Annotated in this window: 27 protein-coding genes, 2 riboswitches and 1 other annotated feature; of the genes, 23 read left to right on the top strand and 4 right to left on the bottom strand. The window is 40.8% G+C overall.

The window, feature by feature from the left end; all coding sequences use genetic code 11:
- The first annotated feature begins 20 nt into the window (after positions 1-20).
- The 13 genes from DHBDCA_RS00230 to DHBDCA_RS14725 all read left to right on the top strand — a co-directional run bounded on the left by DHBDCA_RS00230 (position 21) and on the right by DHBDCA_RS14725 (position 10,037).
- Positions 21-428 carry a DUF6075 family protein gene (locus DHBDCA_RS00230; RefSeq protein ID WP_015042117.1) on the top strand — a complete coding sequence of 136 codons (408 nt, stop codon included), beginning with the start codon at positions 21-23 and terminating at the stop codon, positions 426-428.
- Between the two features lie 45 nt (positions 429-473).
- Positions 474-2,402, top strand: a complete 1,929-nt coding sequence (locus tag DHBDCA_RS00225) for a C40 family peptidase (RefSeq protein ID WP_015042116.1) — start codon at positions 474-476, stop codon at positions 2,400-2,402.
- A 32-nt stretch (positions 2,403-2,434) separates the two neighbouring features.
- Positions 2,435-3,124 (top strand): EAL domain-containing protein, encoded by a 690-nt coding sequence (locus DHBDCA_RS00220; protein ID WP_015042115.1) that lies wholly within the window; start codon positions 2,435-2,437, stop codon positions 3,122-3,124.
- Positions 3,125-3,149: 25 nt separating this feature from the next.
- Positions 3,150-3,911 carry an SAF domain-containing protein gene (locus DHBDCA_RS00215; RefSeq protein WP_015042114.1) on the top strand — a complete coding sequence of 254 codons (762 nt, stop codon included), beginning with the start codon at positions 3,150-3,152 and terminating at the stop codon, positions 3,909-3,911.
- A gap of 19 nt (positions 3,912-3,930) precedes the next feature.
- A complete protein-coding gene (locus tag DHBDCA_RS00210; protein ID WP_015042113.1) occupies positions 3,931-4,770 on the top strand; it encodes an AAA family ATPase in 840 nt (279 codons plus the stop codon).
- Complete coding sequence (locus tag DHBDCA_RS00205) at positions 4,767-6,191, top strand: ATPase, T2SS/T4P/T4SS family (protein ID WP_015042112.1); 1,425 nt, start codon at positions 4,767-4,769, stop codon at positions 6,189-6,191. The genes DHBDCA_RS00210 and DHBDCA_RS00205 overlap by 4 nt, the downstream gene beginning before the upstream one ends.
- Before the next feature lie 356 nt (positions 6,192-6,547).
- Complete coding sequence (locus DHBDCA_RS15605) at positions 6,548-7,144, top strand: type II secretion system F family protein (protein WP_242824930.1); 597 nt, start codon at positions 6,548-6,550, stop codon at positions 7,142-7,144.
- Positions 7,145-7,146: 2 nt separating this feature from the next.
- Positions 7,147-8,052: a hypothetical protein gene (locus DHBDCA_RS00195; protein ID WP_015042110.1), complete on the top strand. Its 906-nt coding sequence runs from the start codon at positions 7,147-7,149 to the stop codon at positions 8,050-8,052.
- Between the two features lie 14 nt (positions 8,053-8,066).
- Positions 8,067-8,246 carry a hypothetical protein gene (locus DHBDCA_RS00190; RefSeq protein ID WP_015042109.1) on the top strand — a complete coding sequence of 60 codons (180 nt, stop codon included), beginning with the start codon at positions 8,067-8,069 and terminating at the stop codon, positions 8,244-8,246.
- Between the two features lie 20 nt (positions 8,247-8,266).
- Positions 8,267-8,443: a hypothetical protein gene (locus DHBDCA_RS15325; RefSeq protein ID WP_015042108.1), complete on the top strand. Its 177-nt coding sequence runs from the start codon at positions 8,267-8,269 to the stop codon at positions 8,441-8,443.
- A gap of 33 nt (positions 8,444-8,476) precedes the next feature.
- Positions 8,477-8,956 (top strand): TadE/TadG family type IV pilus assembly protein, encoded by a 480-nt coding sequence (locus DHBDCA_RS15600; RefSeq protein ID WP_242824929.1) that lies wholly within the window; start codon positions 8,477-8,479, stop codon positions 8,954-8,956.
- Positions 8,957-8,967: 11 nt separating this feature from the next.
- A complete protein-coding gene (locus tag DHBDCA_RS00180; RefSeq protein ID WP_015042106.1) occupies positions 8,968-9,492 on the top strand; it encodes a TadE/TadG family type IV pilus assembly protein in 525 nt (174 codons plus the stop codon).
- Between the two features lie 14 nt (positions 9,493-9,506).
- Entirely contained in the window at positions 9,507-10,037 is a 531-nt protein-coding gene (locus tag DHBDCA_RS14725) for an A24 family peptidase (protein WP_343205466.1), read from the top strand.
- 50 nt (positions 10,038-10,087) lie between these two features.
- Here DHBDCA_RS14725 and DHBDCA_RS00170 read toward each other — a convergent pair whose 3' ends face one another.
- Genes DHBDCA_RS00170 through DHBDCA_RS00155 form a run of 4 tightly spaced genes read right to left on the bottom strand, consistent with a single transcriptional unit; the run spans position 10,088 to position 13,446 of the window.
- Positions 10,088-10,579 carry a hypothetical protein gene (locus DHBDCA_RS00170; RefSeq protein ID WP_041225748.1) on the bottom strand — a complete coding sequence of 164 codons (492 nt, stop codon included), beginning with the start codon at positions 10,577-10,579 and terminating at the stop codon, positions 10,088-10,090.
- A gap of 13 nt (positions 10,580-10,592) precedes the next feature.
- On the bottom strand, positions 10,593-10,901 hold the full coding sequence (locus tag DHBDCA_RS00165) for a hypothetical protein (protein WP_015042104.1): 309 nt from the start codon (positions 10,899-10,901) through the stop codon (positions 10,593-10,595).
- A gap of 33 nt (positions 10,902-10,934) precedes the next feature.
- Positions 10,935-12,341, bottom strand: a complete 1,407-nt coding sequence (locus DHBDCA_RS00160) for a hypothetical protein (protein ID WP_144020258.1) — start codon at positions 12,339-12,341, stop codon at positions 10,935-10,937.
- Positions 12,342-12,399: 58 nt separating this feature from the next.
- Positions 12,400-13,446 (bottom strand): helix-turn-helix domain-containing protein, encoded by a 1,047-nt coding sequence (locus DHBDCA_RS00155; protein ID WP_015042102.1) that lies wholly within the window; start codon positions 13,444-13,446, stop codon positions 12,400-12,402.
- Between the two features lie 481 nt (positions 13,447-13,927).
- Here DHBDCA_RS00155 and DHBDCA_RS00150 point away from each other — a divergent pair, with 481 nt between their 5' ends.
- The 10 genes from DHBDCA_RS00150 (at position 13,928) to nhaB (ending at position 24,487) form a co-directional block, all read left to right on the top strand.
- On the top strand, positions 13,928-14,194 hold the full coding sequence (locus DHBDCA_RS00150) for a hypothetical protein (RefSeq protein ID WP_015042101.1): 267 nt from the start codon (positions 13,928-13,930) through the stop codon (positions 14,192-14,194).
- Positions 14,175-14,948, top strand: coding sequence for a hypothetical protein (locus DHBDCA_RS00145; protein ID WP_015042100.1), 774 nt, complete (start codon positions 14,175-14,177; stop codon positions 14,946-14,948). The genes DHBDCA_RS00150 and DHBDCA_RS00145 overlap by 20 nt, the downstream gene beginning before the upstream one ends.
- 11 nt (positions 14,949-14,959) lie before the next feature.
- Positions 14,960-16,420 (top strand): radical SAM/SPASM domain-containing protein, encoded by a 1,461-nt coding sequence (locus tag DHBDCA_RS00140; RefSeq protein WP_015042099.1) that lies wholly within the window; start codon positions 14,960-14,962, stop codon positions 16,418-16,420.
- Positions 16,421-16,436: 16 nt separating this feature from the next.
- A complete protein-coding gene (locus tag DHBDCA_RS00135) occupies positions 16,437-17,630 on the top strand; it encodes a U32 family peptidase (RefSeq protein ID WP_015042098.1) in 1,194 nt (397 codons plus the stop codon).
- 1 nt (position 17,631) lies between these two features.
- A complete protein-coding gene (locus DHBDCA_RS00130; RefSeq protein ID WP_015042097.1) occupies positions 17,632-18,399 on the top strand; it encodes a hypothetical protein in 768 nt (255 codons plus the stop codon).
- A 55-nt stretch (positions 18,400-18,454) separates the two neighbouring features.
- The gene (locus tag DHBDCA_RS00125; RefSeq protein WP_015042096.1) at positions 18,455-19,435 is read left to right on the top strand and encodes a radical SAM protein; all 981 of its coding nucleotides are present in this window, start codon (positions 18,455-18,457) and stop codon (positions 19,433-19,435) included.
- A gap of 132 nt (positions 19,436-19,567) precedes the next feature.
- Positions 19,568-19,621 (top strand) — a sequence feature (sodium ion sensor (DUF1646 type); this cis-regulatory element may regulate processes involved in with the transportation of sodium ions).
- 57 nt (positions 19,622-19,678) lie between these two features.
- Positions 19,679-19,815: riboswitch (cyclic di-AMP (ydaO/yuaA leader) on the top strand.
- 142 nt (positions 19,816-19,957) lie between these two features.
- Positions 19,958-21,235, top strand: coding sequence for a lysine 2,3-aminomutase (gene ablA, locus DHBDCA_RS00115; protein ID WP_015042095.1), 1,278 nt, complete (start codon positions 19,958-19,960; stop codon positions 21,233-21,235).
- Positions 21,216-22,064 (top strand): putative beta-lysine N-acetyltransferase, encoded by an 849-nt coding sequence (ablB, locus tag DHBDCA_RS00110; RefSeq protein ID WP_015042094.1) that lies wholly within the window; start codon positions 21,216-21,218, stop codon positions 22,062-22,064. The genes ablA and ablB overlap by 20 nt, the downstream gene beginning before the upstream one ends.
- Positions 22,065-22,246: 182 nt before the next feature.
- Positions 22,247-22,654, top strand: a complete 408-nt coding sequence (locus DHBDCA_RS00105; RefSeq protein ID WP_015042093.1) for a hypothetical protein — start codon at positions 22,247-22,249, stop codon at positions 22,652-22,654.
- A gap of 150 nt (positions 22,655-22,804) precedes the next feature.
- Positions 22,805-22,896, top strand: a riboswitch (cyclic di-GMP riboswitch).
- A gap of 85 nt (positions 22,897-22,981) precedes the next feature.
- Positions 22,982-24,487, top strand: coding sequence for a sodium/proton antiporter NhaB (gene nhaB, locus DHBDCA_RS00100; protein WP_015042092.1), 1,506 nt, complete (start codon positions 22,982-22,984; stop codon positions 24,485-24,487).
- Positions 24,488-24,779: the final 292 nt, after the last annotated feature.

Raw genomic sequence — 24,779 nt, 5'->3', positions numbered from 1 at the left:
ATATTGAAGGAGGAAATTCAATGGAAAATATCCGATTTGCAGGCAAAGAGCATGAGGCCTTTTATTACAATATGCTTAAAGCGGCAGGTAATACCGACGTGTATCACAGGGCGTTTTTTTACACGATGGGGATTAGTAAGGAAACAAGGGAGAATATTCATTCCTTATTTGATTTTGAAGAGAATTGCATCGAGACGCAAAATCTTGCGGCAGCCTGGCAGACGGGAGGAACCATCCATCTGTGCCGCTTGGCTTTTAACCTTTGGAACGGGTGGACAGAGGGGGGAAAAGAGAGGTACTCCGCGCCGTATGAACTGTTTGACTGCCGTTTTGCTCCTTACTTTTTTGAAGCTATCCGGCTGCGCTATCCCGAGTATTGCCGGGGTACGGAGCATCCTGATCGGCAGCTCTCTGCAAAGGAACTGTAAACCTTTCAGATAGATTATGTCCAGTCGGGGAGGAGGTGTGGGTTGATGAGAGAAATAAGGACGAAATCTGTTATCAGAGATATTAAGGTACTGGATAAGGCTTCGGATGTATCTCATAGGATGAAAAACGCCTATATCCGTACAAAGGAGCAGACGGAGCAAAATGGGCATAACGAAGACAGTAACTATGTGGATAAGGCAGTGAGTGGAGTAAAAGACGGTACGGAAACAGTTGCTCAAAAAGCGCTAACTGTGGGAGAACACGGTAAAAACGCGGTGTGGGAAATCAAGGAACGGCGGGCAGGCGTGACGGGTACTTCTAACACTATTACTCGCGGGGATCAGTCGGGGCATACCTCCTATCCCGGCGCTAAAGTCCCAAAATCAAAACAGAGATATGTTCAGGGCAAAGCAACTTTAACGGCGAAGCAAGCGGCTGAAAGAAAAGCTGCACAGACCTTCCAAAATTCAGTTTTTCAGTCCGCAGAAAAAGCAGCATTGCAGGGCGGTAAAATTCACGGCCAAACAGGACGCAGGATCAAACAATCTGCCAGAGAGAGTAGTATAACCGTAAAGCAAGCGGCTAAAGGCACGGTAAAAACGGCGCAAAGAAGAGTTAAGACCATCGAACGCAGTGCTAAGACAGCCATTAAGATCTCACGGTCAGCAACCCAAAACACCGTTAAGACCGCCCAAACCGCTAAAAGGGCTACGCAGGCGGCAACAAGAGTGGCGGCTGTCTCAGCAAAAGCGGCGGTAAAAGCAATGCAGACCACAATTAAAGCAATCATTGCGGCGTCGAAGAGCCTGCTTGCAATGATTGCCGCAGGCGGCTGGGCAGCGGTTGTTATCATCCTGCTGGTATGCCTGGTAGGGCTCATGTCAGAGTCAGTTTTCGGGGTTTTCTTTTCCAATGAAGACACCGGTAAGAATACGCCGGTTATGACAGAGGCCGTTAGCCAGCTGAACGGAGAATTTGCGACAAAACTTGATCAGATAGAGAAGGAAAACCCGCATGACACGCTGGATTTATCCAACAACTATAGTAGCAATATAGTCAGTAACTGGCGGGACATCCTGGCGGTTTACGCGGTAAAAGTGGCCTCTGATCCGGAAAACGGCATTGAAGTTGCCACCCTTGACGACACAAAAGTTGGGATCTTGCGGAATATTTTTTGGGATATGAACAAAATCGACTACTGGCTGGAAACAATTGAGCATGAGGGAACGGCAACCACCACGGATAAGGACGGCAACACAAGCGAAGAAACGGTTATCAGCACCGAGACAGTCTTGCATATTCATGTCACCTCTAAATCTTATTCGAACATAATCGTCGAATACCATTTCAATCCGCAGCAAGTGGGAATGTTGAACGAGCTTATGCAGGACAAATACCAGCAGCTATTTATGAGGCTTATCGGCAGCTATATGGATATTACCCTTTCCCCGCAGGAAATCGCGGCTATTACGCAAAACCTACCGGAAGATTTGGATGAACAACGGAAAAATACTGTGCTGGCTGCTTATTCCCTTCTCGGCAAAGTAAACTATTTTTGGGGTGGCAAATCCACAGTTATCGGCTGGGACAGCCGGTGGGGAACACTTACCAAGGTAACAGCCGAGGGAAGTCCTACCACCGGAACAGTACGGCCTTTCGGATTGGACTGCTCGGGCTATGTGGCATGGGTGTTTGCCAATGCTACGGAAAATTCAGATGTCGCGGATAGAATCGGATTCGGTACCTCCAGTCAGTATACTGCCTGTACTGCGGTAAGTTGGAATCAGGCACAACCGGGAGATCTGGCGTTTTATTCCAATTTAAGCCATGTAGGCATAGTTGTAGGTAAGCAAAACGGAGATCTGTTGATTGCCAATTGCAATGCCGGAGAAAACAATGTAGCGGTAACCAGTGTTTCCGGCTCAAGTTCATCAGGCTTCTATATGATTGGCAGACCTAAGTTTTTTGAATAGCTAGCTGTCTCCTATCTTGAAAGTAAAGGCAGGTGATTATCACGAATAGCCAATCAAAAAGCTCAGCCTGTTTTCTGGACAATATTTTGTCCGGAAGGATAAAAACAGAAATAGCTTTTCAGCCAATTTGGGATTTGCAAAAAATGAAGGTATTCGGCTTTGAAGCTTTAGTCCGATGGGAAAATCTTAGGCCTGATGAAGTTTTTAGGGAGGCTGCCCAAAAAAATTTAGTGCTGGAATTGGAAACTATAATTTTAGCGGAAATATGCCGGATCGGAAAAAGCACAAAAGAAAAGACGTTTATTAACGTTCATCCAAGCTTGCCCGATCCTTATTTTTGGGAATGTTTAAAAGGTCAAAATGTAGTATTGGAAATAACGGAATCGGATAGAATTTGCTTTCCGTCTTTAAATGTCCTAAGAGACTTAGGTTTTATTTTGGCTTTAGATGATTTTGGTACTGGTTCGGCAACATTAGAATCTTTGTGCCTTGTAGATCCTGAATATATTAAGCTTGATAAGAGTCTCATCCAATCAAAGAATGTTGTAACCCGCGATAGCCTGATAACGGCTTTTGTTGGACATGCTGCAAGGCTGAATACCAAGGTGATTGTTGAAGGCATAGAAAACCATGAACAATTGCAGGCGGCAAGGATAAACGGTTCTCACTATGGACAAGGTTACTTCCTTGGAAAACCTGAAATTTTATTTTCCGGTTTCTAAAATAATAAATTGAGGAGTGTTTCTTTTGAGAAAAGTATTTTTTATTTTAGGTTTGGTTATCGCTTTAGGGAGCGGCATAGGCCTTTATTTTTATCTGGATTATGCAAAGGCTTTAATTCCTGTGGTTTATGCCGCCACAAATATTTCTGAGGATACCGTTATTAGCGCACAGCAATTGAAAGTGAAAAATGTTCCAAAGGAAAGTGTGCCTTCGGGAGTTGCTACAAGTATCAGCCAGGTAGCAAACAAGTCTCTGAATTGGCCTTTAAAAGAAGACGATCCGGTGCGGTTGGATAAAATAGAACAAAACACAAAGGCGGAGGTTGAAAATTCGAGATTAATTGCCTTCAAAACAGATTACAACGGATCCATTGCCGGTCTTGCTAAATACGGACAAACCGTTGATCTTGTTTTAACTCTTGACCCGAAACAAACGGGCAATTTATCGCTTGCAGGATATATTGTCACGGATTTATTTATTGAAGCGACTGCCGATTCAGCGGGCAAGATATTATCTTCCGCAGATATCCCGCATTTGAATGGACCAGCATCTGTTGTGAGTTCGTCAGGCAGTGAGCAAGCAACCGGCATCCCGACAGAAATAATTGCCAAGGTTACGACTAAACAGTTTTTAGTAATCAAACAGGCCGAAACAATGGGAACGATTTCGTTGGGGCAGCGCGATAGGAATGCCAAAGATCTCTACAACATAAACGATGTTATCGAAAATTCACAGATGAATATTGGCAAAGATTTTATTGTTTCATTGCTTCAGCTTCAAAAGTAATTGTTATTGGAGGAAACTTATGGCTGATGAAAATAAAGCGGTCAAAGAGCAGACAAAGAAAATAATCGCGTTGTGGAGTGTGGGCAGTGTTGGGAAGTCGACACTTGCTTGCAATTTTGCCCGGAAACTGGCAAAGGAAACAAACTTAAAAATAGGGCTATTGGATTTTTCGTTAATAACGCCCTGCCTCCACCTGTTTTTAGAGCTGGAAGATAAAGAAAGCTCGATTGAATATATCCTTAAGTCTTGGCAGGATAATTTTTCTTATCACGATTTACTTAAGGAAAATGCCCACATAACGAAGAACCTTCCCAATTTATTATGCTGGACGGGATTGACGAAAGAACCTGAATTAATAGATAAACTGGGAGATATTCAAGCCCGTACAATCATCACTGAGTTGTCCGATCTAGTAGATATACTCTTTATTGACGTCCAAAGCGATACGTTGATTATACCTACCGACGTAGCACTTAAGAAAGCAACGGACGTTTTGGTTGTTGTAGACCAAAACAGAAACACGATTGAGAACACCGCCAAATGGCTTAATAATCTGCATGTCCGAAATATAGATATAAGTAAATTCAAGCTGATCATCAACCAATATTCCAATAAGGCGCTGTACACGAAAAACAAAATTGAGAGCAATCTTGGGCTGTCTTTGCTGGGGACAATACACGGTGTTTCCAAGGTAATTTATGATAACTCCACTGTTTCGCTTATTCCATTATTGAAATACGGCAAGTTTGAAAAATCTATTGAAAACATTCTGCTGCAGCTTCATTTATCTGTGGCCGTAAAAAAACGCCGTATGTTTTTCTGGCACAGAACTAGGATCGGAGGGAGGATATTGAAATGAGAATCAGTTCAGCGAAAGCTATTGACCCAAATGCATATGACACAGATAGCAAAACCCATCTATATAAAACAACAAGTATTATCCAGTCAATATTGACTGAAAACCACCCAAAGTTGCTTAACGACGCCATTTATGGAGTAGGGGAATCTCAAAAACAAATCCGCAATGTTATAAAAGATGTCATTCGCCATGAAAAACTCGATGTACCCGATATGAGTATCGATGAGATTGCTTGGGAGGCATATAAAACCATTATTGGATATGATGTTATCCATGACCTCCTTCTTGATCCGGAGATAACGGAAATATGCGTAAACGGTCCGCATCAAATCACTTATAAAAAGAATGGAGTCAGGTATTTAGCCAAGGATATAAAGTTTGTAGATCTGGCCCATCTTGAAAAAATAACAGAACGCATATTGCTCACCTGCCACTCGGAGGCCAACGAGGGAAGCCCTATGGTGGATAATGCGTGGCTTCCGGATCGAAGCAGGGTTGTAATCAATAAAAGCGCTATCGTCCCCAGCCACGGAATTACCTTAAATATCCGAAGATTCAGGGATAAAAACTTTTCCCTGGAAGAACTTGAAAAGATCGGGACGTTAAAAACAGCTGAAAGAAGCAAATATCGCAGCTCTCTTAATAAAGAGTGTGAACAGATCAAAATTGCTCCGAACGAAGAACATTCTTACCGGCAGCTTAATTTTATTCGGGATGTGGTAAGAGCGGGGGCTACGATCATAGTCAGCGGCGGGACTCACACCGGAAAAACAACCTTGATCCGCACCCTGGCCTCGATTTTTCAAGATCTTATTCCGAATGAAACCAGTCCGGGCGATCCCGAAAGCGGTTTGCGGATAATAACTATCGAAAATGGGCCGGAGCTGCAGCTGGTAAAATACTACCCCGGCCTTGAGGTTGTTGAAATTCTGGAACGCGACACAAAATATAATCCTATAGGGGTAGAGGAAATCTACCCACAGGTTATGAGAATGGACCCGGATGTAATTTTGGTTGGTGAAATCCGTTTCCCGATCGAGGCAATGTATACTTTGCGGGCCATGCGCTCCGGCCATGCAAATACAATGGCTTCAATTCATACGTATGACGCTGAATCATGCTGTCAGGAATTAAGAACCAAGGTTCAAACTATCTCCAATGTCAGTGATAAGGTAATTAACACTGAAATAGTCACGGCAGTGGATATTATTATCCAGTTAGGGATAGTGGATAGAAAAATTGAAATCACCCAGGTAGCTGAATTAGACCTGGATACGGAGTGTAATATTGTCATTAAAGATATTTTTAAAAGAGATAGCGACGGGAAAATGATCTTTAACCCCATAAGCAAAAAACTTGCTTATCGTCTTATTGCCAAAGGCAGAAAAAATGCCAGTGATGTTAAGAGGTGGTTAATATGACGCTTGTTCTTTGTTATGGAATAAGCATTGGGCTTTTATTGTCTGTAATTGTATGGTTTCTCGGGAAAAAAGAAAAGAAGCAAATATCAGGTTTCATAAATAAAAGGATAAACTATTTGCAAGACAAAGTGAAAAATAACAATAGGATAAGTAATTTTGCAAGATATTACAATCAAAGAATCTATATTACAAATTTGAAGTTGAGCTTAAAAGCTCTTCTTTTTATTAGTATAGGGTTTTGTTTTATTGCTTTTTTCCTGTCAATAGTGATCCTTTCAGAAAAAATTCCGAATCCAATCTATCAGAATCCGGGGGCTATAATCGTAAGCCATAATATTTTCGGGATTGTTATTTTTATGATTGTCGGCTTCATGATCCCGTGGGTATTGTTAAATTTAATCTATCACAGTATGCGAAGAATGCTGAATAAACAAGCCTTGAACACTTTCAATCTTATATTAAACAATTATATTGTGCGTAATAATCTTGAAGCTGCAACCTGGGATTCAATTGCTGCCATGCCTTCTCAAATGCGCTCTTTGTTTAGCCGAATCCAGTCCCGGGTCAATAATGGGGAAGAATTCGACACGGTTATATATAAAATATCGATACTTCTAAAACTGCAGTCTTTCAGGGATTTTTACAACGTTATCGTTTCTTCGAGAATGGCCGGGGGCAACACGGAAGATCTTTTATACAGGCTTTCGGACAAAATCAGATCAAGAAAAAACAGGGCGCAATCAATTAAAGAGGATCTTAATCCTCTAATCTCAAAAGCTGTGGCATTTACGCTGGTAATGATTCTTACGTATTTAGGCGTAAGTCTTGTTTGGCCGGACTCAATAGCCCTGGTAAAACAATCCTCAATAGGACACCTATATATCAATGCGATAATTATCTCCATCCTAATTGAGGCTACTCTGTTACTAAAATTCTTATCAATGGAGGATTAGTGATGAATATGGTGTTGATTTGTTCTATAGGAATTTCACTGGGTTTAATGCTGCTTTTTGCGGCGTTTTTTATTAGGACAAACCGTAAGGAGTCTAAAAGAATAAATTCTATTCACACTACTGTGCTTTCATATAGACAAACTCAGGAATCTAGTTTAGAAAAACTTCGCAAAAAGACGGCAAATTATATCACTAAATTATTAAGCAAAAAGCCGGGGCATAATCGTTCGGAGAACATGCTGGAAATACTCAAACAGCCCGGAAAACCAATGCCGATAGGATATGCAGAATATATGACTTTTAAAAAATTATCCCCTTTCATATTTGCGATCTTATTTGGCTTTGCAGGCTTTTCTACGAAAGACTTTCTGATGATAATAGGGCTGATCTGTATAGGTTTTTTTGTGGGGATAATAGCGCCTACGGCCATTCTTTCCTATTTTTATAACCAATACAAAAATGATCTTATCAATGAGTTGTCGGAAATCATGACCTATATTGTTGATTTAAGAAAAGCAGGGCAAACAATACCTGATTCTATTCGGGGGGCCTTATTTGCGACAAATAAATTACGGCCTCTCTTAGAAAAACTCCTGCAAGATATGTCAATAACAGGGCCAAAACAGGCACTCGCAAAATTGAGTAAAGAAACTGATATTGAAGAATTGAAAAACTTAGCAGATATTTTAATGCAATCTATCACCATTGATAGTTCTAATATGGTTGCATATCTGGCAAGCCGGTCACGGGATATTGATTATATTGAGGGATTAAAAGAAATAAGGCGGTATAAAAACAAGAAAATGCTTGTTGAAGCCTTGACCGCAATTCCATTTATTATGATCCCGATAATAATTCTTGTCCCGCTGCTATACCAGGCCAACCAAAGCCTTGGCCAAATAATGTAGGGAGGTGACAATATGTGAAAAAAATTGTCCGCTATCTGGCAACAGTATTGCGTGATGAAAGGGGGGATCTTGTTCAAAATATCGTCTTGCTGCTTGGTGGTATTCTGGCAACAATAGGCATTGCGGTGATTCTTTACAATACAATAACAGCCAAAATAGCAAATGACTCAGCCGGAATGAGCAAACTTAATTAAGAAGGGGGGGTTATTTTTTTATGGGAAATTTTCTAAAAAACCTTTACAAAGATGAAGGCGGAGATCTTGTTCAAAATATTATTTGGATCTTCGGCGGTGTTCTGGCTACGGTTGCAGCCGTATCGGTGTTGTTTGTTACAATCCGCGGCAAATTGACGGATATGAATACCAGTATAACAAATATCACCACTCCTTAATGAAAATATTCCTCACCGTGAGGAGGAAGGGAGATGGCGGATAGTATATGTTCAGACGTATGCTATCCGCTTAAAATTATGCTGAAATTACAAAAAAAACTAATGAAAAACCCTGATAATGAACGCGGATCTACCTTGATTGAATTCTTAATTGTCTTTGCATTATGGATGGCGATATTCTTCACATTCATATCGATGTTTTTCCTTAATAACTTGCAGGGATCCATGGTTAACGCCGTGAATCTCGGGTTGGAAAGGGCTGCCGTTGTCGGAGGAACTACGACAGAGGTCCGAAATCTGATGAAAGATCAGCTGAAACACACCGGCGTCGATACCGGTTTATTTGTGGTTACCGGATCGGGCAGTGATGCTAGCCGCGTTACTTACGGACAATATATAACAATTTCCATAACCGGACCCCGGAAATTTACCGATTGGTCAAGCGGACACCCAGTTTCCAAATCGGAGACGGTTACGGTAACCAAAACGATCATGAGTCAATATTTGCCTTAAATGAGGTGTTTATGAAGAAGCTATATAAAATAATAAAAGACGACCGGGGTTCATCTTTAATTGAACTGCTGATTTTTTTGGGCATTTCTCTTGCCCTTATTGGCTGGGGGACGGATTACTACCACACCATAAACATAAAACGGGGAATAACGGACAGTATAAAATTTGCCGCTTTAGCAGCCAGCCAGCAAACCGACCAGGCCAAATTAAATCAAGGTATTTTAGCTATAGACCCAGCGCAAGCGGATGTTGTTTTTTTAGAGATGGTAAAGAAAAATTTGTCTTTAGACAATAACCTCAATCCGCTACCGGGCTCGCCGGTTATTTATGTCAATAAAGCAACGCTTTATTATAAAACCTATAATTCTGATGTTTTGCCGGCAGTAAGCCCGATTGACGATCACGCTATCACTGAGCCGTCCTATGTGGTTTATATCGAAGTCAGAGTAAGGCGAGGCCTTACCCAAATCGTAAATTCAACCCCTTATTGGACAATTAAAATAGCGAAAGACGCTGCTTTAAAAATCTCACCATAATTTGAATGTAAGGAATGATTAAATGTATGGTCAATTATTTAGCATTGCTGATACCTTTAGTGATGCTGTCAATTTGTGTTCTGACGGATTGGCAGAAGCGGAAAATATATAATTGGGTGACAATACCCGGATTTATTCTCGGGATAATTTATGTCATATACGCCAAAACATATTCCGTAAGCTATGGCGTTTCTTTCTTATTCCTTTTCTTAATTCTCTTATTCGTCTATTCCCACGGGGCGATGAGGGGAGGTGATGTTAAATTGTTATTGGCTCTGAGCCTGTTTTTAACACCCGGAGCCTTCTTCTTTAATTCAGCTCTCTTCATGTTTTCAGCTTTCTTTTATTTCTTTTTTCAAACTGTACGGGTTAAAGGCTTAACCCAAACTATTAATGATATAAAAACAGATTCACTTGTTTTGATCGCTATCGGAGAAAATAACAATTTCTTTGCTAATGGCGTAAAAAGCAGATTTTTTCCCGGTGGCGGTGCCACTTTGATCTCTTTATGTTATATAGTTACTTCATTATTGTTTAAATATTAAAATTATTTTTTACGAGTATTCCTATAAGGAAAGAAATGAAGGTTTTGTTATCATAAGTGTCCACCTTGAAAAAAAGTCCTATTTTTGGGGCCATTATAGCTATTATCCTTATTATCTAAATCTGAAACAATAACTGTTACCCATGTTCTTTTACCAATGCTTTGACCAAATAAAGAACACCAAGAAGCATAAAGCATATTTCCAGAAGCGCGTTTAACAGCCTTAGTTATTACCTCCTTAGGCCATACACGCACATCATCACCTGACTTTATATTTAATAAGGCTAAACGCTTTCCAGATAGTTTTTCTTTTATTTCGTCAGCAATCTCATAATTTTCTTTTTCATATTCACTTTTTAGAACTTTAAATGTTATTATTTCCGCTGTTCCAGATTTAGAAAATGCATAAAGTGGGCCATCATACGACGGCACGTGATCTTTGCTTATTATTACTTCATCAAATGCTTCAACCAAAAACGAAATTGCATACGATACTGGGTCAACTATTTTCTCATCTTCCCAATATTCATTTTCAAGAATCAAAAAAATGTCCGCTTCATTTTTTAATTTGATTAACTGCCAATTGACCTCTTAATGAGGCTTTTAGGGTAATAACCGTAATAAAGGTATGGTTATTACGGCATAGGCGGATTAATTCAATTGCATTGGTTATCTCATCACTCTTTTGAAAACAAGAGACAATATACATGTTTTTTATTTCCTTCAAAACAGGGAGCAATTTTGTAAATGGTTTAGATATATCAATAATTTTCTTTGAGAGGCTGCTAATATTTTCAGGGTTAAACAAAGCATAGTTACCAAACTGGCATATACCAAAATCATCACTAACATTAACTTCGTACATTAATTTACCCCCGCTCGCTTGGTGATTTTTACCCTAATTCTTATAATTCATTATATACAGCATTAACAGGGCGGCAGGCAAAACCCCTTCACGCAACCCTATACTGCCGATCTCTAAGATGTCCAGTTCCAGCTCTTTTTCGTTTTTGGGATTTCCACGACTTTTTTGCTCTTCCATCTTTTTTCTTACCATTGTACATAGCCGGGTCGCTTCAAACTGTGGGATAGAGTTTACTTCGTCAATAATTTTCTTCTTGGGAATTGGGTCAAACGACAACGCATTGAACACCTCGATAAACTTATCCACTTCGGGGTTATCCGGTATGGGATAGGAGTTATTATATATTTTCTTTTCAGCGTCTAACGATTTCCATAAATCCTTGACGGACAATGGTTCATAGGGTTTGGCGACAGGGATGTCTTTATTTGTTTCGGAAAAATAGTAAAACCAGACTTTGTCCAACTTGCTTTCGTTTATGCACCTAAATATATGGCTGTCATTGTTTGGGGACAGCCCTATGATATGCAGTTCCCCCTCTAAATTTGAGAGCGCTTCAAAATGATAATCCGTGCCTACCTTCAGATTAGGGTTCTGAACGTACGTGTTAACGAACTGGAAAGCATATTCGTCCTTTGCCCTCAGAAGTGCAGTTTGCTTTTTAAATTCCGCTTCGTCGCGTCTTGATAGCTCAAGCCAGCGATTCATTTCGGTGGTGCCTTTCTTGACATTTAAAGCTCGTTTAATTTTGAGTTCGCCGCTATAATCCAGCAGCGCATTGCAAAAGCAATGCCGGAACTCGTCAATGACAACCAACTGCCCTGCCTGCTGGCGCATATACCCTTCAACAGTGTCGGGGTTTTCACTGTCAGCGGGGACAGAATAGTTGCCGTGTAGATGAAGCACATTCCTACCTGTTAACGCTTCGAGGTTGCAATCATAATTAAGAGAAAAAATATTATCGAATCCAGCAAAAAAACGCTTCACCTTTTTGTTCATATTTTGATGGACGTCAGTAAGCATCCCATCATTATAGATTCCATCAAGGATCATACGCTCAAATCCTTGCTTTGCTGACTGCCACTGATCTTTTATGTCGGCATTCGCAATAAAGAACAACCGGATCAGCAGAAACCAGTCCTCAAGCATAATCTCATAATATTTGGTGACAGGAACGGTATATCTGTCCTTAAAATCCGCAATGGCTTTCCGGTCATCAGAATTGCCGATTCTATCATAATCACCGTTTCGAGCTTTGTTTGCAATATCTACGAAAGCTCTGAAGATGCTCTCAATGCCTTCACCTGAAAGTAGGCCGTCAAACAATGGATTATATTTATTCGCTTTGGCGTTGAACATGATCCTCATTAAGATGAAGTCATTGTAATAGGCCTTACCGCCAAATTGAATATTGATTCCATTGCCGATTAAAACTGATTTCATATAAAAATGACCTTTCTTTCTAATGCAAGTAGCTTTACAAATAATGGTACAACATGAGTCAATCAACATCAACTATTTTCGTCAATTCCGATACTTGCCTAATATCCAGAACGTTCATTAATCTGAGTAAGTAGTAACAGTCTGGATTCGTGTCTCCGCTTTCCCACTTTTGATATGTTCTTAGTGATGCACCAATCCAATCAGCGATCTGTTGCTGTGTTAAGCCCTCTCTCTTTCTTATGTCTTTCAGTGCCTCAAAATCAAACTCCATCAGTTGAGGACCGGCATATAGCTCGTACCAAGCGTCGGAACCATCATCATTTGGTCCCCAACAATTCCGACCTCGGATTAATGTTTTAGGATTTGCTTCAACAAACAGATATCCCTTATGCTTTTCATTGACCTCTGCCCATATGCGAGTGGCGTTTCTAACATCAACACCTATCCATCGCATAATCGGTCTTCCCTTTTCATCGCAAGGGAATGTACCTTCCATCCGGAAAATATTTTTCGTTCTGCCCACGTATTCCCCGATGTACATTTCCTTTAAATCAAAAATGACTGGGGGCAGTTTTTCCTTTTCGAGCAGACTATTATAGGAAATAAAAAAGTGTTGTGGCATTAGGTTCTCTATATCGTATTTTTGTGCTAACTCAAGATAATGCACCCATTGTAAAAGCAGGTCTGCTTGTTCGATGCGCCCACTTTGAATAATGGGGTATTCAAAGATCTCACTAACCGGAATTTTATAATCGTATAATAACTTTTCAAGCGTTTCATAAAAAACTTCAATTTTGTCGCGATAGGATTCTTCATTCCTATTTTTAATATAAAAACTGTTAATATATTGGGACAAGCAACCTACTCTATTTGCGCTTATGTCTGGCTTATAGAAGTAGAATGGAATTCTACGAAGGAATACTTTTTTGGGAATAGGTGGGAATAAGAGACTGTCCCCGATATTTGAGTAATCCTTGCCAAGATATGAAAATATCTCTCGACCAACAACATCATGCCGGTTCAGATAATCCAGAAATCTTTCTTGAACACCCTTATTTTGAAAATACTGTAATACAACTTGATTAATTAATTGCTCCATTTCCATTTCCGTTTCCTACCTCCCTTAAATTCTTATGTATATATTGTAATATGAAGAAAATGGGTAGTAAATACGTCAAATGTTTCACTATATTTTGCTTCTACCTTCTTAAATACCAGTGCATCCCTACTCAGTTTTTATTATCTCCTTGCTTGTTGGCGTAAATTATGACATATCAAGTGATAATATTTTTATTCAAATGCATCTATAGAAAACAGGCTAGAAAAAATCAAGGGGTGATGTAGTCATTATGATATAAGTAAGATAGATCTACCAGCCAAAGATTACAGTTGCCGATTCTTCGGCAAATAAGAACGATTTCTAACATTGAAAGTGGACCAGCTTTTTTGGGGGACCCTCAATCATCTGAACCACTATTTTTTTGGTTCAACTTATGGGGAGGCGATCAAGTTGTAACAACTAATGAAAATCTATGAAATAATGAATATCTAAGAGCAAATTCTATAATTGAAGAGGAGATATGGATATGTTTAAATGGGAACTAGAGGTTTCAGATAACTTAAATCAAAGAACGGAAGGATTCAGCGCGTCGATTGGGATGAGCAAGGAAAGATTTATCAAGCTTGCCATATTGTCTCAACTGGAGGAAATGGAGATGAATATGGACGAACGTCGCAGAATTGCTGACCCGTCGGAGAAAAAAACACTTTCCCAAACCTATATCGAAATAGGTGATGAGGATGTTCCGGTAGGCCCGAAAGGAGGATACGACCATGTTAAAGTTAAGAGTTAAAACATTTTCTATTCTGCTTCTTGTTTTGTCCTTGATTCTTTTTGGATGCAGTTCCAAAAAGACTGAGCCGGTACAAAATGTTCCGGTCCAGCAGGATACCCAGACTCAAAAAGACAATCAAAGCCCGGAAAAAGAGCTTGGGCCGATTAAAGAGGTTGAACCTGAGCAAGTTCCGCGGCCGGAAGTCAAAATCGAAACAAAAGCCGAGTCCAGTGAGGAGCCCAAAACCCAGCCCAAGCCTGAACCCGATCAGCCAAGCAAGCCGGAGCAGAAACCTCCCGCCAAGTCCGGGTTATCTTTGTATAGCTTGGGGCATCAGGTTGAAGTCCAGAATAACGCTGCTAAAACAGACAAAGAGAAAGCCGCTTATGAAGTGACCGCCCGGTGGCTGGTAGAATTCAAATCTACCGATTATAAGAAGCTTGAGGCAATGTCGCAAATGCCGGGAAACAGTTACACGACGGCGAATTTCCAAAATTCGTTGGATAACTTTTTTCCGAATTTCAAATCGGAAAGCATCAAAAACAAGGATACCAGACAAGTGAAGTCTCTATGCCTTGACGATATAAGTTTTAATCAAATCCCCCAATTAAATAATCAGGAAGGGGCCTTCCTGAAGTTAACCATCGTCATCAATGCTGCGCAAAATGGGGGCAACTATTGGGTAAGCAAATATGAGGAAAGAATTATTTTGCTGCAGGTAAACGGAGTTTGGAAGGTCGATTCTGAAGAAAACACCCAGCTGAAGATATAGGGGGTATGCTTATGAATTTAATAGCCAAGGATGAGTTATATCAGTTCCGTAAATTCAACAACAAATATGAAAGGGAGCTGCGCAGCTCAGTTTACCAGGAAATTATGCCCGGCATGAGTTCCGGGGAGATTCTGGACGTTATTGCCGGCAATAAAAGCTTGATGTTCTCTATGTCTCTCAAGCAAATAAAAAGGCATAATGAGTATTTTGAGGGCGATATCGATTTCAAAAAGATGGCTGCAGCAGAAAATATTACTTACCCAGATAAAACTACTTTGATTGTCAAAACGACGCATGCTTGCAACTTGCATTGCCCGTATTGCTACGATGTGATGTTTCGCAAGGAGCTTGACTCGGAAGGGAACAAAATCACGCTGGAAGTGGTCAGGCAGATTTTAAAAGTGTTCAAAGACGTGAATGTCGGCACCTGGATATGGCACGGCGGGGAGCCTTTGCTGATCGGAAAAGAATTTTATGAAGAAGCAAACGCCCTGATTAAGCAGCAATTCAAGAAAGCCAATATTTGTATGCAATCCAACTTGACGCTTATTGACGATGAAAACGCCGCTGTGTTAAGGAAGTGGAACATCCGGCCAGGGTTCAGTTTCGATGGCTTAACAAACCATTTGACCCGGAAAAATACTAATCGGTTAATGCGGTCCATTGCCACGGCAGATAAAAACAAGGTCTTGGGCGGCGCCATCATGATCATTACGAAAGATAATATCCACCACATGATTGACGATTACGAATACTTTAAACGCTTAGGCCTGGGCTGCAAGATGAACCTCATCTTTGCGGCCCATAAAAATATGAATTCCTATACCCTGGACGGGAAAGTGGTTGCTGAGGAAATCTGCAAATTCTTTGACTATTGGATCTTAGACACTTATAGACCGGCTGATTCGGATCTGTGCGAGAGATATCTCATGGCCGCATTGGATGCCGGTGGTTCCTGCGCTTTTACGGATTGCGCAGGGAAGGATTACTGGTTTTCAACCCAGCCCGACGGTACGATTTATCATTGCGGCCGGGACTGGCCGGAGAGCGCTGCCGTGTCTTTCGGGAATATTTTTGAAATGGAATCGGTTCAGGATATCTTAAATCATCCCAACCATAAAAGATTGCGCGAGGGAACCCGGCGGATGCTGCAGCATTGCGGCGATTGTGATTATTTCTACAGCTGTCATAGCGGCTGCTACAATGACAACATCCAGTATGATTTGACCATGAATAAACCGGAGCCTGAAAATTGCTACACCCATCAGCACGTGATTAGCCATATCATAAGCGTTATTAATGAAATCGATTATGACGATATGCCGAAATATAACCCGAGATTCTTGAACTTTTTATTCAGGCATCAGTTCAGGAGCGCCAAGATGATGAAAAATATTTTAGAAGAATCTATTAAACGGATCGAAACTCCTGTCAACGCGGAAAACAAGCTGAGGGAGTTTCTCGTGATTTAAAGAGAGGTTGATATTCATGATTAATATCTTTAAGAAAAAACAAAAATTTGCCCCAAAGAATCAGACGCAGGAACTGTACTACTCAGTTCCTTTATTGTTTGATTATGGGTATATTCAGGAATTAATAAGGCTTAACAGCCAGGATAAGGCGAAGTATAAAATCCGCTCTGTATATAACAGTTTGCCTGTTACTTCCTATGCCAAATCAGGGCATGAACATGGCCGGTCGGTTAATTTGCAGGAAGATAGCGGCAAAATTCGGACTCTGGAAGATTTAAAGCCCTATATAAAAATGCTTTCGGAAAACGGGCTGGCGTTTATTTACCTGATGAATAATATCTCAACCGTTTCTCTGTATGACTTTGAATCAAATATTCCCCAGCTGAAGCAGTTTGTCGAGCATCTGGCGGATATCGGGGTGCGAAGCATTACTGTCGGAAGCCAGCTTCTTGCCGACTTTTTGAAAGAGGAATTCAGCGGGTTGGCAGTAAACGCTTCAACGATGATGGATATCCGGTCAATCAACCAGGCGAAGTATGTCAGGGAAAATCTAGGGATCTCCAATATCATTCCGGCTTCCGATCTTAACAAGAATTTTGCTTTTATCGAATCGTTCAAAAAGCTGCTGCCTGATGTTGGCTTGGAGTTGATGGCCGATGAGGGCTGCATCTTTTGTTGCCCGACCAAGAATATTCATTATGCCTTGTTCGGCAAGCAGGAAAACATCCATAAATGCAGCCCTTTGTTCCGGGAATTCCCCAAATTCATCTGCGATCAGATTACCTTTAAAAGTCCTGCAATTCAAATGGTGCTGAACAGGATTATTTACCCTTGGGAAATCCCCTACTACGAGAAAATAGGGGTTAACAGCATCAAGCTGGTTGGCAGGGATCATCCCAAGCCGGAATTGGTCAATAAAATAAAGGCCTATATGCTTGGTGTTACCGATCCGGAATACGCGCTGAATGAATTCTATAATACTTACAATTCACGTTTTATGAACAAAGTTTTCCATCCGTACGGAACGCTGAAAATGAAGGAAATATTCGAGTTTTTGCCCAAGCTAGATTATTTCATGGAAAAAAAGCCGCAATGCGCCGCCCAGTGCGGGGCTATATGCAAGTATTGTTTCAATAAAGCGGAACAGATCGAGAATTATGTTGCGGGGAAAGGACAGGCCGAGCCATTATCCTGTGCAGTAGGTGAATGATATGGCAAGAACGTTTTCCAGATTGAAAAAATTACTGTTTGCCTTTGTTTCATTAAGCATCCTGCATGCTTCAATAACCCAAGACCTGGTTCTTGACAACAATCATCCGGACCGGCCCAAAGCCAAGGAGGGCAAATACTCCAAGGCTTTGGGCCTTAAGTTTTCCTTGCAGCCTGAAAAAGCTTTCGCTTGGGTGGAATGGTCCTGGCCTAACTCAGGATGGAGCAATTATGGAAATTATGGGGCTTATACCGATGTCTACAACAATACTTACGGCAATTACGTGAATTGGAACGCCAATTACTCGAATGCCGGTGCTTGGGAAAACCATACGCAATGGGAGAACCATACCGAAACATGGAGCCAATATTCTAATTGGACAGCCTATTCCAATTACAGCAACTATAGTAATTATGGCGATTGGGGTGATTATGGCAATTATTCCAACTATAGCAATTGGAATAATTGGACACCGCCTCCATCGGTTGTGGCAAGCGTACAGGCCGTCGCCTTTCCAAACACAACAGTTCAGATTACAGCGACGACAACCGGGAGCACCACTTCCGTCAATGCGACCAATTCCTTAAATACAACAGTAATTGCCTTTACAAATAACGGAGGAAATACATGGGTGGGATCTTTTACTATCCCCGCCGGGACAACTGTTCAGCCGATATCTTTTTATGTTACTGCCAGCAATAGTTCGGGATCGAGCAATGCTGTTGCAATTACAAATGTAAAACATTTCCAAAATGTAATTACCCGGTAAATGGAAGCATCATTACTATTTGTGCCGCCACCGGCGCGGCTGAATGGAGGTTACTATGAATATCATGTTAAATAATTACTGCAACTTAAAATGTTCATATTGCTTTGCAAATTGTGATCGGAAGAACAAGGTCGATATTTCTGATGATAATTATGGATATATAATTGATTTCTTTAAGAAGTCGGCACATGTTGATTTAAGGCTGCTCGGTGGGGAGCCAACACTGCATCCGAACTTCGAAAAGTGGGTGAATGAGGGAATCTGTGATCCGTTTTTCCGGAGAATTCAGATTTTCACCAATGCTATTACTTTGGATAATGCCTTGAGCCGATCCATTGTGGATAATAAGGTGTCATTCTTGATTAATCTGAATGGGCCGGATGTAATCGGTGAGCATTTATATAATAGGACAATAGACAATGTAGAAAACCTGGTATTCGAATATCACAGAAAGAATATCGAACCCCAAGTTACTCTCGGCATTAATATCTTTGAGCCGGATTTTAAATATAATTATATTATTGAGCAAAGTAAGAGACTAAAACTAAAGACCATCCGGTACAGCATTACCGTGCCCTCGGATAATAGCCAGAAGGGCAGTCTTGAACATTATGAAAGTTTTGTTCCCGGATTAGCTGAGTTTTTAGACGATTGCCATAGAAACGCGATTTCTCCCCATGTTGATTGCAATAATCCGCCCAAGTGTATCTTTTCCGGTGAGCAGCTTGTAAATTTCATTTACTCTGGTTTTGATCTGATTCACAAGGGGATATGTTCGCCGGTTATGGATATACGGCCCGATTTGAGTGTCGCCCGATGTTTCGTTTTTGAAGATTATCTGAGTGTGAATATCAAAGACTTTAATACCGTTCAAGATGTGAATGATTTTTTTCTGCGTGAGATTGACAGTAAAAGATATAGTAATCCTCCGTTTAAGCAATGCCCCGGATGCAGGTTCTGGGACGAAAAGAAATGCATTGGAGGTTGTTTAGGGTATAGTGTCAGGGGGAAATCATCTGCATGCTGTGCCAGATAGCTTTCTGTTCTACAATTCTATCAACCAAATATTAACAGTTTAAATTGACATGTGGGTAGCTTAATGTTATCTTATAAAAGAAAGCTAGACTTAATTATTAACTTAATTAAAGAATTTTATAAGGTTAGTTTCGGTTGGAATGGTTATTACCATTTTCAAGAGAAGCGGGCTCTGGGGTGGGAGGCTACCAAATATTGGTATAGCTATCCACCTTTATTTATTTTTTTTAAGACAACAACTGAATATATTTATACGCTGAATCCGTTAGGAACGGGAGACCCAAATAATAGGGGTGAATCCAAAGCGGTTGCTTTGGTAGGGTTAAGCTCTTTCGACCCGAATCCGTCAGCTAATCTCGTAAGCGGTGGAAGAGAAGGTGATTGATATGCTTAATTACACCTTTAGTTAAGGTATATATTTTAGCATACGCTGCAGATACTTCTCTGCAGCTTTTTGTTTTATATACCACAAATGTTGAGGATGACAATCTTCAATGAGAATCTGAAGGAGGAATTAAATAATATGCAAAGAAATTTTAGGGATATAACCTTGTATAAAAATGTAACGGAAGAACAATGGCGGGATTGGCAGTGGCAGATTTCCAACAGAATAACAAGGATTGATCAATTGGAACAAGTGGTCAACCTTACCCAGGATGAGCGTCAGGGAGTGGCGGTAAGTCTTAAAAAATTACGTATGGCAATAACGCCCTACTATGCTACACTTATGGATCCAAATGACGAACATTGCCCGGCAAGGCGGCAAGCTATTCCAACGACTCATGAAACCAAAATCTCCAAATTTGACAGTAGTGATCCGCTGCATGAAACAGCCGACGCGCCGGTTCCCGGCCTTACTCACAGATATCCCGATCGCGTACTGTTGCTTATTACTGATCAGTGTTCAATGTATTGTCGTCACTGTACCAGAAGACGATTTGCCGGTCAGGAGGATAAGGCGCTTTCCCTGGATAATATCAAACGGGCAATCAACTATATTAAAGCGCATAAAGAAGTCAGGGATGTGCTTTTGTCGGGCGGGGATCCATTGTGTCTCTCTGATGACAAGCTGGAAGCAATTATAAAATTAATTCGGGAAATTAAACACGTGGAAATAATTCGCATAGGCACTAGAACACCGGTTGTCATGCCTCAGAGAATCACTGATAAGCTCTGCACAATGCTGAAAAAATACCATCCTATTTGGCTGAATACGCACTTTAACCACCCCAAAGAACTGACAGCTGAGGCCAGGGAAGCATGCGGAAAATTGGCTGATGCCGGAATACCTCTTGGCAACCAGTCAGTGCTTTTAAAAGGTATTAATGATTGCCCCTATATTATGCGCGATTTGGTGCAAAACCTTGTTAGATCCAGAATCAGACCATATTACCTTTATCAGTGTGACCTTTCAGAAGGAATAGAGCATTTCAGAACTTCGGTTTCCGTGGGGATAGAAATCATAGAAATGCTGCGGGGACATACCTCGGGTCTAGCTATTCCACAGTTTGTTGTGGATGCGCCGGGGGGCGGTGGTAAGATCCCGGTTAATCCGCAATATTTGATTTCATATTCTCCGGAAAAGGTCATTCTTAGAAATTTTGAAGGTGTAATTTGTACGTATACCGAGCCTGAGGATAAAACGCACCAGTGCCAAAAATGCGGCACGTGCGGTAAATTCAAGAATAAAGAATACCGTGGATTAGAAAAGTTATACAGAGGTGAACAAGTATGTTTGATCCCAAGCACAAACGTAAGACTCAACAAGAGGGAGGGGTTTCATGAATACAGATCAAGATAACTTCAAGAATCAATATATTAATATTTCAGATATAGACATATACGTAGATTATCACAATAAAAGGCTTAAAATATTGAGTCATTCTCTTCTGTCTGAGTTGATAATCAAAGAGATTGTTGATTATGCCAAAAAAGAAAACCTGGGTAAAATTATCGTGAATTGTCATAAACATCAGATAAATATCTTTGAGGAATGCGGGTTTGTAGCAGAGGGGGTTATCGACGGTTTTTTTCAGGGAGAGGATGCAACTTGTATGTCGCTTTTTCTTGACAAAAGACGCGAAAATTCACTCTATGAGGAGAAAGAAAACAGAATTATTGACTATTGCGTTAAGAATACCAATAGATTCGAGCTGACTAAGAATAAAAACTATACAATGAGGCAGGCCGTGCCGGACGATATTCCCCAGATGATTCAGCTTTTTCAAGCGGTATTTGAAACCTATCCAACACCAATTTTTAGCAGAGAGTATCTTCAAAAAGTCATGCGGGATCATGTTTTGTTTATGGTGGCGGAAGAAGAAAGGAAGATTATCAGTATTGCTTCGGCAGATCTGGACAAACAGCACATGAACGCTGAAATAACGGATTGTGCCACTTATCCGAAATATCAAGGCAGAAACATAGTAAGTGAACTGATATTCCAACTGGAAACGCACTTGAAACATAATGGCTTTGCTACAGTATATAGCCTTTCAAGAGCGAACAATCTTGGAATCAATCGGTCTTTAAGCAAGCTGGGGTATATGTATAGAGGAAGGCTTATCAACAACTGCAATATTTGCGGTGGTTTTGAAGATATGAATATTTGGATAAAATCATTAAATTAAGTAAATTATTGGACATTAACCTGTCATTGAAACCATCAATAACTGGCAAATGTCCTTTATTCATAAGTTTTATGATCTATAATGAGGAATTAGCTTGACCACGAAGGTTTGAGCATTACTTTATTTTTGGTATAATTACTAATGAGATATTTCGGTATTAAAAGTAAGTAGGAGGTTTTCTAATGGAAGAATGGAAAAGACAGATACTTGACGCGGTTAAATTCGGACGTGCAAGTTTAGCAAATGAATATGCCCGGGCAGCAATACAAAATCCAGAGAATAAGATTTCTTTTGGGGAATTTAGGTGTGGTAAAAAATACTATATGGGAGTTATCGCTAAAAACAATGTTGAGGCTCATTTATTATATCCCGACCCGAAGAACCGGCTCGAACTTGATACTGGTGATGTAATCGCAGTTAAATATGGCGATTTGTATATAGTAGGAATATTTACGCTTTCAGACGATGAGATTGGGATAAAGACGTTGACGAGTGTGGATTGTCAAGGGGAAGAAGATTTTGTTCAATTACGTAATGGTGGAGCTAACCATGTCGCTTTTCTTTTCCATGTTCCAAAGGATGAGAGCTAGCCTGATTTGCTAAAGGATCATATTAAAAAGCAAAATACTTAAGATAAATACCTGGACACTTCAGCATAAAATGGATATATTCAGGGTATTCAAAAGAAGAATTATTTGTTATAATATAAAAGCTTAAGCAAAAATGACAATATAAAGTTGTACGAGTTGGTGTAAACTTCGTGAAAGTGAAGGACGCTAAAGCTATGGGTCTAAGGCTGCTTGTAAGTGGCTATGATTGCCAGGCTGCAAGTAATTGAACTTCTTGGGGGGGAGTAGTTCCATTTTGGATTACTCTCTTTTTTATGTCTTTTATTTTCACTTGGGAGGATGATACATATGAAACAAATAGGCATCGGACAAGCATTCAGAGCAAATTTTCTGGGTCACGCTCCGGACTGGTACAAAAGAACGATTCTTGCTTTTTTGGTGTTGAACCCTATTTTAATGTATACCGCCGGTATGTATGTTACAGGTTGGGTGTTGATTGTCGAATTCATTTTTACCCTGGCGATGGCGCTGAAATGTTATCCGCTTCCTGCCGGTGGACTTCTGGCGATCGAAGCCGTTGTGCTCGGACTTACGAACACGCAAACAGTCTATGCCGAAGTTGAAACGAACCTGCCGGTTATTCTTCTTCTGATGTTCATGGTCGCCGGTATCTATTTTATGAAAGAAGGTCTTGTGTACCTGTTTTCCAAGCTCCTTACGAAAGTACACTCTAAAGTCGCGATTTCATTCCTGTTCGCTGTACTGGGTGCGGTTCTTTCCGCATTTCTGGATGCGTTGACCGTAACGGCGGTGATTATCGCCGTGGCGTATGGTTTCTATAACATCTTCCACAAGTTTGCTTCCAGCGAAAAAGTATACGAAAAGTATGACATTAATCACGATCATAGTGTTGATGAGAAACTTCATGAGGATCTGGACGAGTTTCGTGGTTTTCTGCGTAATCTTATGATGCATGGCGCTGTGGGCACTGCGCTGGGCGGTGCAATAACACTGGTTGGTGAACCGCAGAACCTGTTGATTGGCTCCATTATGGAATGGGACTTCGTAGATTTCTTTATACAATGCGCCCCGGTGTCTATCCCGGTATTGATCGTTGGTCTTCTGACCACCATTATCCTTGAAGTTACCAAGTTCTGGGGGTACGGCTACCAGCTTCCTGAGTCTGTGCGAAAGGTTATGGAAGAGGATGTAAAAGTCAAAGATGCTGCCAGGAATATGCGTGGACGTGTACGCCTGATTGTTATGGCTTTGTGTGGCGTTCTGCTGATCTTCTCCCTGGCGCTGCACCTGGCGGAAGTTGGTCTTATTGGTCTGATGATTATTATCCTGCTTACCGCTTTCAATGGGGTTACGGAAGAAAAGCATATCGGTCATGCGTTTGAAGAAGCGCTGCCGTTTACTGCGTTGCTGGTCGTATTTTTCGCCGTCGTTGCGGTTATTCATGACCAGCATTTGTTTACGCCGATTATTCAATGGGTACTGAACATGGAAGGGCAAAATCAGCTTGTCGCTTTTTTTGCGGCCAACGGTGTCCTTTCAGCAATCAGTGATAACGTTTTTGTTGCTACGGTATATATGACTGAAACACAGCAAGCATTTGAAGCCGGAGGTATTGCGCTGGAGCAGTACAACAAGCTGGCAGTTGCCATTAATATGGGTACAAATATCCCTTCAGTTGCCACACCAAACGGTCAGGCGGCGTTTCTGTTCATCCTGACTTCCGCTTTAGCTCCGCTGATTCGTCTGTCTTACCTAGAAATGGTAAAACTGGCTCTGCCTTACGCTGTCGTTATGACTCTTACGGGCCTGCTGGCAACAATGTACCTGTTGTAATACCTTCTTCAGGTTCTTCTTTAGTTGTAAGCAAGAGCAGAGCAGATAATTGTATTCTTCCAATTCCATATAGCATGTTTTCGGCGCTTGACACAAATGACAATATGCAATATTCCTTCGTTAGTCAGAGTTGTCGTAAGCTCTTGGTAAATCGCATGGAATATTAATTAAAACGTGTTGAAGCGACCATGCTGGTACGTAATCAGAAGTTGACTTTTGGGGTGGGAAGTCGTTTATTGAGACTTTTCACTTTTGTTTTTATAAAAAATACCTTGCGGGTGTACGAACAATT

It is taken from the genome of Dehalobacter sp. DCA (assembly GCF_000305775.1).
In the GTDB taxonomy this organism is placed as follows: domain Bacteria; phylum Bacillota; class Desulfitobacteriia; order Desulfitobacteriales; family Syntrophobotulaceae; genus Dehalobacter; species Dehalobacter alkaniphilus.
Note: the sequence above shows the minus strand (reverse complement) of the source record. Positions and strands in the feature narration are given on the sequence as shown.